This is a genomic window from Leptolyngbya sp. GGD (assembly GCF_026735145.1).
Taxonomy (GTDB): Bacteria; Cyanobacteriota; Cyanobacteriia; order Leptolyngbyales; family Leptolyngbyaceae; genus Leptolyngbya; species Leptolyngbya boryana.
The window spans coordinates 1,440,726-1,456,247 of sequence record NZ_JAPQKE010000001.1 but is presented as its reverse complement, the minus strand read 5'-3'; the positions used below and the strand labels follow the sequence as shown (position 1 = coordinate 1,456,247).

Sequence of the window (15,522 nt, the reverse complement as noted above, 5' to 3'; positions counted from 1 at the left end):
TATATAATTCGACGCTCCAGTATACCCTCTTACTGCAGACTTGACTACTGTTTGTTTTCGCGCATCGATTGCACGAAGTTCTCGAACAGATAATCGGCATCATGTGGACCTGGACTTGCCTCTGGATGGTACTGCACCGAAAACATTGGTAACGTCTTGTGGCGCAGTCCTGCAACTGTTTTGTCGTTCAAATTCAAATGTGTAATTTCGACAGTCGCGTCAGAGAGAGAATTCGCATCAATGGCGAATCCATGATTTTGACTGGTAATTTCAATTTGCTGACTCAAGCCACAGGGTTGATTTAATCCCCGATGTCCGAATTTGAGCTTGAAGGTTTCCGCTCCCAGAGACAATCCTAAAATTTGGTGTCCCATGCAAATCCCAAATAGAGGTTTTTGAGCTTCCAGTAATGCTTTGGTTGTCGCAATTCCTTCAGTGACGGCGGCGGGATCGCCAGGTCCATTGGAAAGGAAAATGCCGTCAGGATTGTATTTGAGGATTTCTTCGGGTGGGGTGTCAACGGGCACAACGATGACTCGGCAGCCGTAGCTTGCTAAGCGCCGCAGAATATTGCGCTTGACTCCGAAATCGATCGCGACGACGGTCAGGGGTTCTTCTTGGGTTTGAGCCGTGCTGCTAAATTCCCAAATCGTCTCTGTTTTTTCTGACCACTCGTAAACTTTGTCGGTGGAAACTTCTTTGACGAGATTTAATCCAGCCATACTGGGAGCGTTCTGAACTTGTTCTAACAGTTCGCCGGGATCGAGAATTTCAGTTGAGATTGCGCCATTCATCGCCCCTGCTGATCGCAGTTTGCGGGTTAGGGCACGCGTGTCAATCCCATAAATTCCCAGGAGTCGATGCTGTTTGAGATAATCGCTGAGCGTCGCGGTCGATCGCCAATTGCTCGGACGCTCACAGATATTTCTCGCAATTACACCCCGCACATGCGGGACATCTGACTCTTCGTCTTCTGGGTTGACTCCAGTATTTCCCAGTTCTGGATAAGTGAACGTGACGATTTGACCGCGATAGCTGGGATCGGTCATGACTTCCTGATAACCCGTCATTCCAGTATTAAAAACGACTTCTCCGATCGTGGTTCCGGTTGCGCCGAACGAGAATCCGCGATACGTCGTTCCATCGGCAAGCACAAGTAAAGCAGGCTGAACAGCAGAAGACATAAACAGGAGCAACTTCTAAAAAATCCTATCCATTATTTCATGTCTGTTTCAGGTTGCAAGGATTACCTAAGCTTTTACATAGATTTTGAGGGAACGCTAAGACAGACAGACTTCGGACGTCGGAACTATGCTCAGATTTGGAACTTGCGTGATTTTGCCGCTGTTAATGGCGACCTCGGCTGCAATCGGGGTGGGCTGTAGTCGGATGCAATTGACACAGACGCGATCGCTTCAAGTTGCGACACCTCCTGCTCCCCCCAAGCCAACTCCGACTCCGGAGACGATCGAAGATTTTTATCAATCGGCACTCGACAGTGCTGCTAGTGCGCGATCAATTAGCCAATCGGCGCTGTCTCCAGAAGATTGGCAGTTAGTGGCGAGTCGGTGGAAAAGTGCGATCGCCGCACTCAAACAAGTTCCTAAATCTGATCCCAATCGCAAATTCGTCAACCAGAAACTTGGGGAATTTAATCAAGCTTTGGCAAATGCTGAGGATCGGGCTGCTCGAACTGGCAAAGAAAAAGTAGCAGTGCTTGACCCAGGGATTAAAGTTGATCCAGCCTTGTCGTCTAAAGAGATCGCGACGATTGCAGCCCAACGATCGCGCACGTTACAAGTCCCAATTAAATACCGAAAGAATAATATTCCGGTCGTGGATGTGTTGTTTAACAATCGTCAGCGATTTGAAATGATGGTGGATACTGGGGCTTCGGCAACAATGATCACCCAAGAAATGGCACGACAGTTGGGTGCTCGATCAATTGGTGAAACTCAAGCGATGACGGCAGCAGGTGTGACCACCGTGCAAATTGCAATGGTGCAATCGATGTCGGTGTCAGGTAAGACGATTCGAGATGTCCCAGTCTCGATCGGTCCTATGGATATCGGGCTTTTAGGTCACGATTTCTTTGGAGATTGCGATATTACGATCAAGCGTAATGTCGTCGAGTTTGGTAAGTGTGGTTAGGTCTTTCTAAGTGTTTTGATACTCAGTGCCGCGTGTGCCGAATTCTTTCTCGATCGCGGTATATGTGCTTTAGTCGTCAACCGCATTTAGTTTTGGGAGGGGGGAGTGGGGAGTAGCAGCTATAGAGTTTAGATCTAGAGTTCAGTTCTTGACCCTATCTCCCTATCCCCGAACCGCAGCTTGAGCGCAAAGAGCCTGAAAGTATGTAAGCCTCCAGGTTTTGCAAGATTATTCAGAGCAGTCCTTGAAATTCAGATCGCTCTTGAATGGTTTTCAGCACGGCTTTAATCTCTTGCGTCCGGTCTTTTTTCACAATGAGTGTGACTTTCCCATCCCGGACGACGACAGTATCGTCTAGTCCGATTGTCACAATTAATTCATCCTCATCTGAGGTGTAAACAATTGCGCCGCTCGTATCGAGACAAACATGCTGTCCGAATTCGACATTCGGATGATCCGCTGATTTCATCAATCGCTCGATCGCGCCCCAGTCTCCCAAATCGTCCCAACTAAATTGCACCGGAAGCACACAGGCACGATCGGTCTTTTCCATCACTGCGTAGTCAATGCTGAGCTTGGGGAGAGTCGAATATGCGTCAATTCCTTTCTCTTCTAGGAGTTGAATGATTTCAGGAGCGTGTTGGTGCAATTCAGCGAGCATCACGCTGGCTAGAAACACGAACATCCCGCCATTCCAGCTAAAACGTCCACTGCTGACAAATGTTTCTGCAGTATCTTTATCCGGCTTTTCTGTAAAGCGATCGACCTTAAATGCCGGATAGGCTTGACCAAATAACCCAATCTTTTCACCCTGCTCGATATAGCCGTAGCCTGTCGCGGCATGAGTTGGCGCAATGCCTAATGTGACGATCGCTGAATGCTCAACTGCCGCCTCTACTGCCGCCATCAACGTGGCTTCAAAAATATCCTGCTCGGCAATCCAGTGATCCGCAGGGAAAAATCCGGTCACGACATCTTTGCCGTAGCGTTTTGCCACTTCGACCGTACTCCAAGCCACAGCCGGAGCGGTATCACGCCCTTCTGGCTCCACCAAAATATTTGCTTCTGGTAGCTCCGGTAACTGTTCGCGCACACCATCTGCCAAATGCGAAGCGGTCACGACCCAGAGATTGTCCCAACCGCCTGCTGTTTTTAATAAGCGATCGGCCGTTGTTTGTAACAAACTCCGTCCACTGCCATCGAGACAAAGAAACTGTTTTGGACGCTGTTTGCGGCTGAGGGGCCAAAACCGCTCACCTTTTCCACCCGCTAAAATAATCGGAACCAGAGATTGAGTCATAAGCGCACTCAGTAATTCGGGGCTAAACGATTTGGATTGTAATCAATGTCAGCACATTCTGAAGGTGCTGACTGCGATCTTTGCTGACTCTTCTAATTTTCCCAAGCTTGGTCTTATTTTCTGGTGAGTTCTACGGTTCTCTCCGGACTACAACTCCAGTATTGTGATTCCGATCGTAGGGAGACTAGCCGAAAGTCGAAGTTCGAGTGTAAAATTCCCAGGAAATGCTTAAGTTCGGACAAATCGCGTTTTTGTAGCCCAGACTACAAGCGGTTTTCACTCAGATTAACGAGAAAATCTATTTCCAAAAGCTGAAGGAAATTGAAAATTTTCTGGTTAAGATAACGAACAATATAGTTCTGGCGATCGTTTTGACCGAGATGTTTTTGAGGTGTGAGCGGAGTGAAAGAGTCTAGAAGCCAACCGACGCTAGATCCCACTAGTGTGCCTGGGCAGTCTATCCCGGCAAAATCTCGACTGCCTGTTCCAGTGGAACCGCCTCGCCCAAAGCCTTCTCTGACTAAGACGTTGACTTGGATTGCTGCCTTTTTAGGGGCAACGACGATTTCTGCAATGCTTGGAACCACGCTTGCCCTGCTTGCTCCGATTCCAGGTGCGGCTCCAGAGCAAGGTCGGAAGCTGCTTGGCGACTTGTGGAGCAGCGGATTTCAGTACAAGATTTCTCGTCCGGTGAACGTTCTGGTGATGGGAATTGATCGGGTTGTGGACGCTAAGCCTGGTTCGGACGAAGTCTTTTCAGGCCGCAGCGATACGATGCTGTTGCTCCGACTTGATCCAACAGATAATTCGGTGAATGTGCTGTCGATTCCTCGCGACACTCAAGTCGAAGTTCCAGGAATTGGTGTGACAAAGATCAACCAAGCCAATGCCAGTGGTGGCCCTCTTCTTGCTCGCGAGACGATTAGTAAAACGCTCAATGGCGTAGAAGTCGATCGCTATGTTCGCGTCAGCACCGATGCGTTTCGTGAATTAGTTGATTTAGTTGGCGGTATCGATGTGTATGTTCCGCAGCGGATGGAATATACAGATAACACTCAAAAACTCAAGATCGATCTTCAGCCAGGTTGGCAAACTTTGGATGGTGCGAAAGCAGAACAGTTCGCTCGATTCCGCCACGATTCGTTCGGTGACATCGGGCGGGTACAGCGTCAGCAAGCTCTGATCAAGGCACTGCGGGCTAAATTGACGAATCCGTTGATTCTGCCGCGTATTCCAAACCTGGTTAGCATGATGCAGAAGTACATTGATACGAATCTCAGCATGGAAGAAATGCTGGCGTTGGTCAACTTTGGGCAAAAGCTGGATAAAGATGACTTTAAAATGGTGCTGTTGCCTGGACGGTTTAGTGCTCCGAATGAGTTCCGTGCCAGCTATTGGATTATGGATGAGCAGGGACGCGATCGCGTCATGCAAGAGTATTTCAAAGCTTCTACTGCAACTGCTGACGAACTCCCGCTGGCAAATCTGAAAATTGCCATTCAGAATGCTTCTAATGATCCCCAAGCTGGTGCGCAATTTGCGCAGTACTTGAGCACGCTGGGGTATACCAACGTTTACCAAGCTGAGAACTGGCAAGATCTCCAGCAAAAAACTCAAATTATCGTGCAAAAAGGCGACTTGCAAGGTGCGAAAGTGCTGCAGGGGGAATTGGGATTTGGCAAGGTTGAAGCCACTTCGACCGGAGAGCTGGATTCAGATTTGACGATTCGGATTGGCAGCGACTGGAGCGCTATGCGGTCTAAACTGCCTCAGTAGTCGTTAAGCTTGAGATAGCCCAATACTTCGGTTTGTCCTCATGTTTTTAGCGATTCCGCGATCGATCAGGCGTTTCATTTATGCGCTGCTAATTTTGGCATTAGCCTGGTTCTGGATTCTTATGGGCGCAAGCCCTGCTTATGCTGAAACCAAATTTCTCAATTACTCGAATGCCAATTTGACAGGTCAAGATCTCTCGAATCAAGATTTTGAAGGTGGAGTGTTTGTTTCGGCAGAGATGCGAGAGACAAATTTCAAAGGCGCAAATCTGAAAAATTCGATGCTCACCAAAGGAAATTTGTTGGGTGCCGATTTGAGTGGAGCAAATTTGCAAGGATCGTTGATCGATCGAGTGACGCTCTACAAAGCAAATCTCAGCAATGCGATTTTAGTTGGAGCGACCTTGACAAACACGATTTTAGATGAAGCAGAAATTACCGGGGTCGATTTTACGGATGCGATCCTCGATCGCTATACAACGGCACAACTGTGTAAACGGGCGGCTGGAACGAATCCGATGACGGGTGTGGATACTCGTGAAAGTTTAGGCTGTCGTTAGGTGTAATTTTTTGGGTCGATCGGTGAACTCTAGACAGTGAATCTTCGGATAGAGATTGGAGTTCATTTCGTCAATGCAGAAAACCATGTTTGACTTGAAACATTTCGTACGATTTTGCTTCTTGCTGGTGATCGGATTGCTGATTTGTCTGATTCCAATTACGATCGCGACTCCGTTACGTGCTCATGCTGCGTTTGAGGCAGGGATGACGATGACGAAGCTTGACGCGATGCAGCGATACAAGATGGGACATTATGCCGCTGCGATCGAGATGTGGACTCGTGTATTAGAGAACACGACAGATCCTACAGAGCGATCAGAACTGAAGACAAATATTCAGAAGGCACAACAGGATTTAGCGCAGCAGCAATTGGAACGCAAAAAACAACTAGAGCAGCAAAAACCAGCGAGTTAATTCAGCATTACTCAATCTAGAACTCCGAGCTTTTAAAACTCGGAGTTTTTTGTACAGTAGGTTTGCAACCCGCAGCATCAAGATTTTTCTGACAGTTGTAAATCGACTTGATCCTTCGCAAAATACGATCGTAGAACCTGCCGGACTGATCGCCCTCCCCTTTCCTGCACCCAAATTAACGGCGCGAGCGCCACAAATCGGACGATCGTAGAAATCAAAAATAATCCGGGCAACCCGCCATAATTGGCAAGCTCTGCGAGAAATCCGCCTGCTGTCGTTCCCAACGCACCGCTGACACCCGCGATCGCAGCCGCCAGTGCAAAATATGTCGATTGATTTTGCAGGGGTGCGATTTCAAGCTGAATATTGTTATTGCAAAGGTCGATCGCAGCCCAAGTTCCGCCCGCTAAGATGTGCAGCAACGGCAACCATAGCCAGAGGGATAACAGATCCGTTCCTGTCCCCAGCCAGAAAATCGGAGTCGCTGCAACGAGCACGCCAACGCTGAGGAGCAAAAATCGATTGCCTACGCGATCGGCAATTCTTCCCCAAAAAACGAGCATCAGCAAATTTGCCGCAGAAGTCAGACTGCTATAAATCGTCACCCAACTCACATCCAAGCCCAAATTATCGAGCAAATAGAGATTAAAAAAGGGCGCACTCAAATTGACTGCAAACATCCAAACGCTGAAGTAAATCAGAAATCGGACAAAATTGGCATCTTTGAGAACGGTGATTAAAGGAATTGCATCGGTCGCGATCTCATCGGAAGCCGTCACGGCTTTCTGCTGCTCTTGCGGATTCACATCGTTCATAAACCACTGAAATCCAAGACTGAGAATTCCCGCCACAATGCCGAACACTAAGATGACTCCGTACCCCAAAATCGATCCGGTTGCAAATTTCGAGACTAAAAATCCACCCAGTGGCACGCTAATTAAACAAGTGAGATTTGCCGCACTGTTACGAATGCTGAAATATCGACCGCGTAAGCGTCTGGGAACCAGTGCCGCCAGCCAAGACAGCCAGGAAGCCCCGCCCAAAGCGCCTAAAAAATGCGTGCAAAAGACGATCGCTAACGTGAAAAGAACGAGCGTATGATCCGCAATTTTTCCAGCAGTAAATAAGCCAATACAAATTGGCAATAAAAGCCAGATTAATCGAGAAGGCGTATAAATGGCCAGACAGTAATTATGGCGGCTAGTCGTACGATCGCCGAGCCAAGCTCCGAGCGGTTGCAGCAAATTCGCCATCATGGGAATCGAAGCAGATAACCCAATTTCAACCGGACTGGCATGAAGTTCAACTAAGAAATTACTGAGGAGGACTCCTCCAGCAATATTGGAGAAGACTGCGGCAAAGATCCCATCTAAAGTAGAGGCGCGCAGGCTCGATCGAATTTCACTCTTAGAAAATCTCGATTCGGGCATTGCAGCCAACGGAAAAACGGCTTCACTGCCTGTAATTGGCTCTGGGGACTCTGTAATATGTGCGGGAGTGGGGGTAATCGGTAATGGCTCCACAGAATAACCTCGACGATCCGTGCCTGCGCTTCCAAAAAGTTTAAATTTAAATGTCACTTGGGATCGATCTCTCTTAGAAATCTCATGCCACAATTCCAATCAAATTAGAACCCAGTATTCGTTACATTGCTTCTTAAATTACTCTGCCTCAAGGTCGTATTTTATGGATTCTGTTGATTTAGCTTTTAGCTCAGCCCTTGTTCAAGCAAAACTCGTTCGGAATAAAGAAATTTCTCCGCTTGAACTCACCCAGCTTTACCTGGATCGAATCGAGAAATTTAATCCGCGATTAGGCAGTTTTTATACTGTGATGCGAGAGCAAGCGATCGCAGAAGCCCAGACGAAAACGAATCAGCTATCAGACGTGGAAATACCGCCGTTTCATGGAGTGCCGATCGCGATTAAAGATCTCAATGCAGTTGACGGCGTTCCCTGTTCTTATGGCTTGAAAGTTGCAAAGCAGCGACTTGCGACGCAGGACGACCTCGTGGTCAAAAAACTGAAACAAGCTGGATTTATTATTTTGGGGAAAACCGCAACGGCTCAGCTTGGTTCTTTTCCTTATACCGAACCGCCTGGATTTCCACCTGCCCGCAATCCTTGGAATTTAGACTATACACCTGGGGGATCGAGTGGGGGATCATCTTCGGCAGTTGCAGCAGGACTATGTGGAATTGCTCAAGGCAGTGATGGCGGGGGATCAGTTCGAGGTCCAGCGGCGTGTTGTGGGTTAGTCGGACTCAAACCCTCACGCGGTCGAATTTCGATGGCTCCCATCGGTGAAGCTTTCTCAGGATTTGCCGTGAATGGAGTCTTATCGCGAACTGTGGCGGATGCCGCCGCCTTTTTAGATATGACAGAAGGCTATGTCACGGGTGATCCCTATTGGCTTCCTTCCCCTGAGACTTCTTTTCTCGAGTCAACTCGACAGGAGTTAGAACCGTTAAAAATTGGATTAGTGACCGCGATCGAGCCTGCTGGAAAAGCCGATCGCGACTGCTTAGCAGCGGTGATGAAAACGGCACGGCTGCTTGAAGAAATGGGACATTCGATCGAAGAAATTACTCCAGATTTAAGCGACATGATCGAACCGTTTATGATTGCTTGGCGCAATCAAACCGATGTAGGAGTACCGCCCTTTTTGCTTGAAAAAGTGAATCAATGGTTATGGTGGCGCGCAAAATTTACGCCTGCAAGCCGATTGGTACGATCGCAGCAGCAACTGCAAATTTTCGCTCGTAAAATCGTCAAGATGTTTGATCAATTTGATGTCTTGTTAACCCCAACCTACATGCATCCAACGATTCGAGTTGGGGAATGGAAAAATCTCAGCCCGATGAGAACGATCGACGAAATTATCAAATGGATTGCCCCTTGTCCGGCATTCAATGTCAGTGGGCAGCCTGGAATCAGTTTACCAGCGGGATTTGATCAACATGGGTTACCGATCGGCATTCAGCTTGTCGGTCGTCCAGCAGACGAAGCAACGATTCTGGCATTGGCGGCGCAATTGGAAACGATACAACCTTGGGCACATCTTCGCCCCGAAGCATTCTCATCATCTTCATAAAAATCAATCGTCAATCTTCCAACTCCCTTACCCCTGAATCCCTTAGAATAAGTATCTGATTTAACGCAAATTTCGATCGGACTTTCGCTTCGCTTGCACTTCGTCCGTCCATAGAAAGCGGATCGAGTTGGCAACGTGGCGACTGATCGAGCTTGCATTCACCCTGAATCAGCATCATGCCCGTGATTCTCAGACTCAACGCTCAGCACATCATGAGCATTCGTGCTCATGCCGAACGCACCTATCCCGAAGAGTGCTGCGGGTTGCTGTTAGGCAAGAGTGACCCCACTGGGAAAACCGTCATGGAAGTGAAAGCCACGAAGAATGGATGGAATGACGACCAGAATGATCTGACGAAAATGCGTCGATACGAAATTGCTCCCGCAGAAATGCTGGCGGTCATGCAAGAAGCTCGATCGCACAATCTTGAGATTATCGGGATCTATCATTCTCATCCGAATCATCCGGCAATCCCTTCAGAATGCGATCGTGCCGCTGCCTGGTCACAGTACAGTTATGCGATCGTTTCAGTTTTGAATGGAACTTCGGCTGATCTTCAAAGCTGGAGCCTCGACGATCGGCAAGTTTTCCAACCTGAAAGCCTGCTGATAACTCCCTAGAAAACGATTGTCAACTTGTTCAGCAACGCATCATGTTAAATCCAAATCTGGACGAGATCCAGTTAACTCAAGATGATATTGCCCGATACTCCAGGCATTTAATTTTGCCGGAAGTTGGGGTCGATGGACAGAAACGCCTAAAAGCAGCCAGCGTTCTTTGTATTGGAACGGGTGGCTTGGGGTCGCCTTTATTGCTGTATCTTGCTGCTGCCGGGATTGGACGGATCGGGATTGTCGATTTTGATGTCGTCGATCACTCGAATTTGCAACGGCAAGTCATTCACGGCACATCGTGGGTCGGCAAACCGAAGATCGAATCAGCTAAGAATCGGATTCACGAAATTAATCCATTCTGCCAAGTTGATTTGTATGAAACGCGCCTCAGTTCGGAAAATGCGCTCGATATCGTCGCGCCTTACGACATCGTGGTGGATGGAACGGATAATTTCCCGACTCGGTATTTGGTCAATGATGCCTGCGTGCTGTTGAACAAACCGAATGTATATGGTTCGATTTTCCGCTTTGAAGGACAGGCAACGGTCTTTAACTACGAGGGCGGACCGAACTATCGAGATTTGTATCCAGAACCCCCGCCACCTGGATTGGTTCCGTCTTGCGCCGAAGGTGGAGTCTTGGGAATTTTGCCGGGTATTATCGGTGTGATTCAAGCGACTGAGACGGTCAAGATCATTTTGGGTACAGGCGAAACATTAAGCGGGCGACTAATGCTTTACAATGCGCTCGATATGAAGTTCCGCGAGTTGAAACTTCGCCCAAATCCAGTGCGTCCTGTGATTGAGAAATTAATCGATTACGAGATGTTCTGTGGCATTCCTCAAGCCAAAGCTGCCGAAGAACAGGAAAAAGCCAATATGCAAGAAGTGACTGTTCAGGAATTGAAGCAACTGATCGACAGTGGTGCGATCGGAAGCGAATACGTTCTTCTCGATGTCCGCAATCCAAACGAGTACGATATCGCTAAGATCCCTGGCTCTGTCTTGATTCCGCTGCCTGACATCGAAAATGGTGATGGCGTTGCGAAAGTCAAAGAATTGCTGAATGGGCACAAGCTTATTGCTCATTGCAAGATGGGAGGCCGATCGGCGAAAGCGCTTGGCATTCTCAAGTCTTCAGGAATTGATGGCATCAATGTGAAAGGTGGGATTACTGCCTGGAGCAAAGAAATCGATTCCTCTGTGCCGGAATACTAAATTAACCTGATTGGATCTTGAAGGACTCGGAGTTTTGAACGCTCCGAGTCCTTTCTAATTTCAAGATGCTCAAGCTAAGCAGATGGGCATTATTTTGCTTTGCTGAATAATCCGCCGATTTTTTCGCCCACCGAGGCGATCGCACCTTGCAGCACTCCGGGAACTCCAGGTGTCGGGCGGACGGCTAATTGAATTTCTTCGTCTTTAAATTCTTTCAAGCGATAGCCATATTCCAGCGATTCGCGCTCTTTGCGTAAGCCAGGGAAGAGACGGAATGCGCCTTTTAAGAGTTCTTCTTCGTTGGCGTAAATGGCTGCACTGATTTGAGAGGAGCGTTTTACCGCGATCGCGCCAATGGGAAACCATTGCAGTTTCTTTTTGCCCTGGACTCGGAGGTAGATCTCATATTCGGGTAGCCCTTTCGATTTGAAGTCGTCAAACTGCTTCGAGGCTTGGGCACGTTTTGCCGTCCCAGTCGTTTGCTTCTTCTCTTTATGAACCTTTTTTCCGAATCCAGGAGAGCTTGTCATAATCTCAAGTTAGAAGTGTCCTTATTAACAAAAGTTTACGACATTTTAAGGAAGTTTGGGATCAGACTGCACCGAGCAAACTTGCCATGAGCGCTTTTTGAGCGTGCATACGATTTTCGGCTTGATCCCAAACTTTCGATTGAGAGCCTTCGATCACATCCTCGGTGATTTCTTCGCCCCGATGTGCCGGAAGACAGTGCAGCACGATCGCGTCTTTATCCGCATAACTCATCAACTCGGAATTCACTTGGTAAGGCTGAAAAATCGGAATTCGGCTTTCGGCGAGATCCTCTTGTCCCATACTTGCCCAGACATCGGTATAGAGCACATGGGAATCTTTTGCGGCCGCGATCGGATCATCGGTTAACAGCACTTCGGATTTACCGTTGGCAATTTTTTCCGTCAGTTGCACAATTTCGGGCAGAGGTCGGTAGTCTGTAGGAGTTGCAATTCGGACATTCATACCCACTAAGGCACAGCCCAACATGAGCGAATGCGCGACATTATTGCCATCTCCAACATAGGTCAGAGTCAGACCGGAAAGGGTCGAAAAGGTTTCTTGAATCGTTTGTAAGTCGGCTAAAACCTGGCAAGGATGCTCTAAATCCGTCAGGGCATTGATGACTGGAATCTGCATTTCTTGAGCGAATGTGTCGAGATCTGACTGCTCAAAGGTACGAATTGCCAAGATGTCGAGGTAGCGATCGAGGACTCTTGCCGTATCTTCGATCGGTTCTCCACGGCTCACCTGAGTAGCGTTCAGAGGCAAATCAAGAACTTGCCCACCCAGGTGATACATGGCAGTTGAAAAGCTCACACGGGTTCGAGTCGAGGCTTTATAGAACAGCAATCCCAACACGGGCGGATGACCGTTGACCGTGATCCGTGGGTTTAATTTTCCAGATTTAAGCTGTGCTGCAATCTCTAGCAACTCCATCACTTCGTCTGGGCTGAGATCTGACAATTTCAATAAATCCCGTCCTTTAAGTGAACCCATATGATGCTCCTCACAAATCAAGAAATAAAAATCGCTCCTCACTTAGACAGTAAAGGAGCGTTGTTCTTTTAAGAGTAGCAAATCTACCAGGATTAGCCCCAAGTCATCGAATCTAAGACTCGCTGGATGGTGTTGCCAAATTTTTCTTGTTGCACTGCCGCTAATCCCCCGAAGAAAATCGAGGAGACTGTGAGGACGAGATAGTGAGCCAAGTGATATCCGCTTTGGTTAAAGTAAACTGCGATCGACAACGGAACCCAGGCGATGAACAGTCCAACTGCCAACCCAATTAGAAACATCAAAAATCGATTCTGAGCCATGTTTAAATTCCTCCGAATGCTAGTGAGAAACTACTAGCCCACGTCTTGCAGTTCCGCAGGCTTAACTAACAATTGCTGCATTTGCTTGCCCCGCTGAACCTGAACTTTCAAGGTTTGACCGGGTTTCACATTTTCCACCAGGGCTTGAAGCTGTTCTGCTTTAGAAATTGCTTGTCCATCAATTTCAGTGACGACATCACCTCGGCGGAAGCCAGCCGCAGCAGCCGGAGAATTTGGCACAACGCGCACGACAATCACGCCATTGACTTCAGGGACTTCAAACGGCGAATTTGGATCGGTATTGTTTTGACGCGCAATTTCAGGAGTTAACGTCGTCATTTGCACGCCAATGTAAGGATGTGGAATCTTTTCACCCTTGGCAAGCGCATCTTTGACGGATTTCGCTTTATTGATCGGAATCGCAAACCCAATTCCCATCGCATCCGGGCGGATGGCAGTGTTAATTCCGATCACTTCGCCACGATCGTTGAGCAAGGGGCCACCCGAATTTCCGGGATTGATTGCGGCATCGGTTTGTAAGAAATCTAAGCGTTTATCGGATAAACCAATCTGAGCGCTCGATCGATGTAACGTACTGACAATTCCCAAGGTCACAGTGTTATCTAAGCCGAGGGGATTGCCAACAGCGATCGCCCAATCTCCAACTTGCACTTGGTCAGAATCGGCTAAAGGTGCAGTGGGCAGATCTTTGCCCTCAACTTTGACCACAGCTAAATCCGTCACTTCATCAAAGCCTCGGACTTTTCCTTCAAACACTCGCCCATCTTTCAAGGTCACAGTCACTTTGTCCGCGCCGTTGACGACGTGTGAGTTGGTCAGAATAATGCCGCTTTTCTCAATCACAAATCCCGAACCTTGACCGCGTAATGTCTCCGATCGTGGAGCAAAATCTTCCCCAAAGAATCGGCGAAACATGGGATCATCGAGCATCGGATCAGCGCGTCTTGTGACGGTCTTCTCGGTGTCGATTCTGACGACCGCTTTCCCCACTTTTTGCACGGCTTCCGCGACAAAGCTGCCGCGTGTAATGGCGCGTGGAGCGGGTTGTGCCGCTTCAATTGTCTCGGCTTTCACCGATTGGGGAAGCGATAGGGTAAAGCCGAACATCAGCGCGAGTGTGACGATCGCAATTTGAATTCGCCGAAGCTGATTTGAGAGTTGAGCGCGTTGCATAATTCTTAAACCTAATGAAAATGCCGCTGTCTAGCCATTATTCCTATCCTACGACTGAAAACAAAATCGAGTCTGGTAGAGATTTCACCCCATTCTCCACACCTCGCACTAAGATCAGACAGGATCTCTAATGAGTTTGAAGACGATGACGACCTCAGATTTGCCTCACGGTACGGAGTCGCACTCTCATCATCACGATCATGAGCCGCATGATCATGTCCATAGCGAAGAATCGATTCGGAAGGTGGTCAATCGTCTTTCCCGAATTGAAGGACATGTGCGGGGTATTAAAGCGATGGTAGAAAGCGATCGACCTTGCCCAGATGTTTTAGTCCAAGTTGCCGCAGTCCGCGGGGCACTCGATCGAGTAGCTCGTTTGATTTTAGACGAGCACTTATCTCAATGTGTGGCGCGTGCGGCTCAAGAAGGCAATATTGAAGCGGAAATTGAAGAACTGAAAACAGCCCTCGATCGCTTTCTAACTTGACGGTGTCTATATCGGAACAACTAGAAATTTCAATCACTCAGCGATCGCTCTTGGGTAGTCCGCTGTACAAGGGTTTTTAGATGTCGCAATTTCTCAGCGACCTTGATAATCTCTATCTCTTTAGAAGATTTCTTGATTACCCTTTCTGATACATATTAATCTCTCCAATATCGACAGTATTTGAAAGTGTGAGAATCCATTCAATTGTAGAAATGACATCTGCCAGTGAAATTGGAACTTGTGGTGTAAATCTACCCTCTTCAATATCTGCTATGACTTCTTCAGTTGCGATATTGCCTGGGTTAATGACCGTAATCCCAATCTTGTAATCACAGAGAGCAAGTTTCAATGCCTGGGCTGCTCCCCTTAACCCAAATTTAGATGCTGTATTTGCGACCTCGATCGTTGGAGAGTGATCCAATCCTGAGAGTGCGCCAATAAATATGGCTCTTGGGTTGTCAGACTGAGCAAGATTTTTAGCAAGCTGCTTGGTCAGTTCAATCGGCGCAATTGTATTGACAGCTATCACAAAGCGAGTTTCTTGATCAGAGCTTGTCATAAAGTCATATTGATCGGTAAATGCGCCGTTTTCCCAAACTCCTCCCATAAACAAGAGGGCATCGATTGTTGAGTCACCAATGCGACTGACAATGGATTGGATTCCTTCTGGAGTGGAAATATCTGCTTGAATCCACTTTCCTGCTATCGGCTGACTTCTGGAAATCGAGAACACAGAATCACCTTTTTGGGCAAAGTGCTGTGCGACAGCCGCTCCAATCCCCCGACTCGCTCCGACTACAACAATTTCTCTTTTCTTAGATTCCATATCCAACTCTTGAAACATGCGCTTTCTGAAATCTAGCAAATGG

Annotated in this window: 16 protein-coding genes; 8 read left to right on the top strand and 8 right to left on the bottom strand. The window is 47.9% G+C overall.

Annotation, left to right across the window (positions count from 1 at the left end):
• Positions 1 to 44 precede the first annotated feature (44 nt).
• On the bottom strand, positions 45 to 1,184 hold the full coding sequence (carA, locus tag OU814_RS06820) for a glutamine-hydrolyzing carbamoyl-phosphate synthase small subunit (RefSeq protein WP_017289723.1): 1,140 nt from the start codon (positions 1,182 to 1,184) through the stop codon (positions 45 to 47).
• A gap of 127 nt (positions 1,185 to 1,311) precedes the next feature.
• On the opposite strand from carA, the gene OU814_RS06815 reads away from it, so the two are divergent.
• Positions 1,312 to 2,151 carry a retropepsin-like aspartic protease family protein gene (locus tag OU814_RS06815; protein WP_017289724.1) on the top strand — a complete coding sequence of 280 codons (840 nt, stop codon included), beginning with the start codon at positions 1,312 to 1,314 and terminating at the stop codon, positions 2,149 to 2,151.
• Between the two features lie 232 nt (positions 2,152 to 2,383).
• On the opposite strand, the gene OU814_RS06810 is transcribed toward OU814_RS06815, so the two are convergent.
• Positions 2,384 to 3,451 (bottom strand): mannose-1-phosphate guanylyltransferase, encoded by a 1,068-nt coding sequence (locus tag OU814_RS06810; RefSeq protein WP_017289725.1) that lies wholly within the window; start codon positions 3,449 to 3,451, stop codon positions 2,384 to 2,386.
• 402 nt (positions 3,452 to 3,853) lie between these two features.
• Here OU814_RS06810 and OU814_RS06805 point away from each other — a divergent pair, with 402 nt between their 5' ends.
• The 3 genes from OU814_RS06805 to OU814_RS06795 all read left to right on the top strand — a co-directional run bounded on the left by OU814_RS06805 (position 3,854) and on the right by OU814_RS06795 (position 6,201).
• Complete coding sequence (locus OU814_RS06805) at positions 3,854 to 5,227, top strand: LCP family protein (RefSeq protein WP_225885684.1); 1,374 nt, start codon at positions 3,854 to 3,856, stop codon at positions 5,225 to 5,227.
• 40 nt (positions 5,228 to 5,267) lie between these two features.
• Complete coding sequence (locus OU814_RS06800) at positions 5,268 to 5,786, top strand: pentapeptide repeat-containing protein (RefSeq protein ID WP_017289727.1); 519 nt, start codon at positions 5,268 to 5,270, stop codon at positions 5,784 to 5,786.
• 85 nt (positions 5,787 to 5,871) lie between these two features.
• Positions 5,872 to 6,201, top strand: coding sequence for a hypothetical protein (locus tag OU814_RS06795; protein ID WP_144056248.1), 330 nt, complete (start codon positions 5,872 to 5,874; stop codon positions 6,199 to 6,201).
• A 77-nt stretch (positions 6,202 to 6,278) separates the two neighbouring features.
• Here the strand turns inward: OU814_RS06795 and OU814_RS06790 are convergent, their stop codons facing one another.
• A complete protein-coding gene (locus OU814_RS06790; protein WP_017289729.1) occupies positions 6,279 to 7,781 on the bottom strand; it encodes an MFS transporter in 1,503 nt (500 codons plus the stop codon).
• Positions 7,782 to 7,887: 106 nt separating this feature from the next.
• Between OU814_RS06790 and OU814_RS06785 the strand changes: the two genes are divergently transcribed.
• The 3 genes from OU814_RS06785 (at position 7,888) to moeB (ending at position 11,125) form a co-directional block, all read left to right on the top strand.
• The gene (locus OU814_RS06785) at positions 7,888 to 9,294 is read left to right on the top strand and encodes an amidase (RefSeq protein WP_268181470.1); all 1,407 of its coding nucleotides are present in this window, start codon (positions 7,888 to 7,890) and stop codon (positions 9,292 to 9,294) included.
• Between the two features lie 176 nt (positions 9,295 to 9,470).
• Positions 9,471 to 9,914: a M67 family metallopeptidase gene (locus OU814_RS06780; RefSeq protein ID WP_017289732.1), complete on the top strand. Its 444-nt coding sequence runs from the start codon at positions 9,471 to 9,473 to the stop codon at positions 9,912 to 9,914.
• A gap of 32 nt (positions 9,915 to 9,946) precedes the next feature.
• Entirely contained in the window at positions 9,947 to 11,125 is a 1,179-nt protein-coding gene (gene moeB, locus OU814_RS06775) for a molybdopterin-synthase adenylyltransferase MoeB (protein ID WP_017289733.1), read from the top strand.
• An 89-nt stretch (positions 11,126 to 11,214) separates the two neighbouring features.
• On the opposite strand, the gene OU814_RS06770 is transcribed toward moeB, so the two are convergent.
• From OU814_RS06770 to OU814_RS06755, 4 genes are all read right to left on the bottom strand, one after another.
• The gene (locus OU814_RS06770) at positions 11,215 to 11,655 is read right to left on the bottom strand and encodes an HHL1-like protein (protein WP_017289734.1); all 441 of its coding nucleotides are present in this window, start codon (positions 11,653 to 11,655) and stop codon (positions 11,215 to 11,217) included.
• Between the two features lie 61 nt (positions 11,656 to 11,716).
• Positions 11,717 to 12,652, bottom strand: coding sequence for an ornithine carbamoyltransferase (gene argF / locus OU814_RS06765; RefSeq protein ID WP_190652735.1), 936 nt, complete (start codon positions 12,650 to 12,652; stop codon positions 11,717 to 11,719).
• Positions 12,653 to 12,744: 92 nt separating this feature from the next.
• Positions 12,745 to 12,972: a hypothetical protein gene (locus tag OU814_RS06760; RefSeq protein WP_017289736.1), complete on the bottom strand. Its 228-nt coding sequence runs from the start codon at positions 12,970 to 12,972 to the stop codon at positions 12,745 to 12,747.
• A gap of 33 nt (positions 12,973 to 13,005) precedes the next feature.
• Positions 13,006 to 14,166, bottom strand: coding sequence for an HhoA/HhoB/HtrA family serine endopeptidase (locus OU814_RS06755; RefSeq protein WP_017289737.1), 1,161 nt, complete (start codon positions 14,164 to 14,166; stop codon positions 13,006 to 13,008).
• Positions 14,167 to 14,311: 145 nt separating this feature from the next.
• On the opposite strand from OU814_RS06755, the gene OU814_RS06750 reads away from it, so the two are divergent.
• Positions 14,312 to 14,653, top strand: coding sequence for a metal-sensing transcriptional repressor (locus tag OU814_RS06750; protein WP_225885683.1), 342 nt, complete (start codon positions 14,312 to 14,314; stop codon positions 14,651 to 14,653).
• A 136-nt stretch (positions 14,654 to 14,789) separates the two neighbouring features.
• Here OU814_RS06750 and OU814_RS06745 read toward each other — a convergent pair whose 3' ends face one another.
• Positions 14,790 to 15,479, bottom strand: a complete 690-nt coding sequence (locus OU814_RS06745) for an SDR family NAD(P)-dependent oxidoreductase (RefSeq protein ID WP_268181464.1) — start codon at positions 15,477 to 15,479, stop codon at positions 14,790 to 14,792.
• Positions 15,480 to 15,522: the final 43 nt, after the last annotated feature.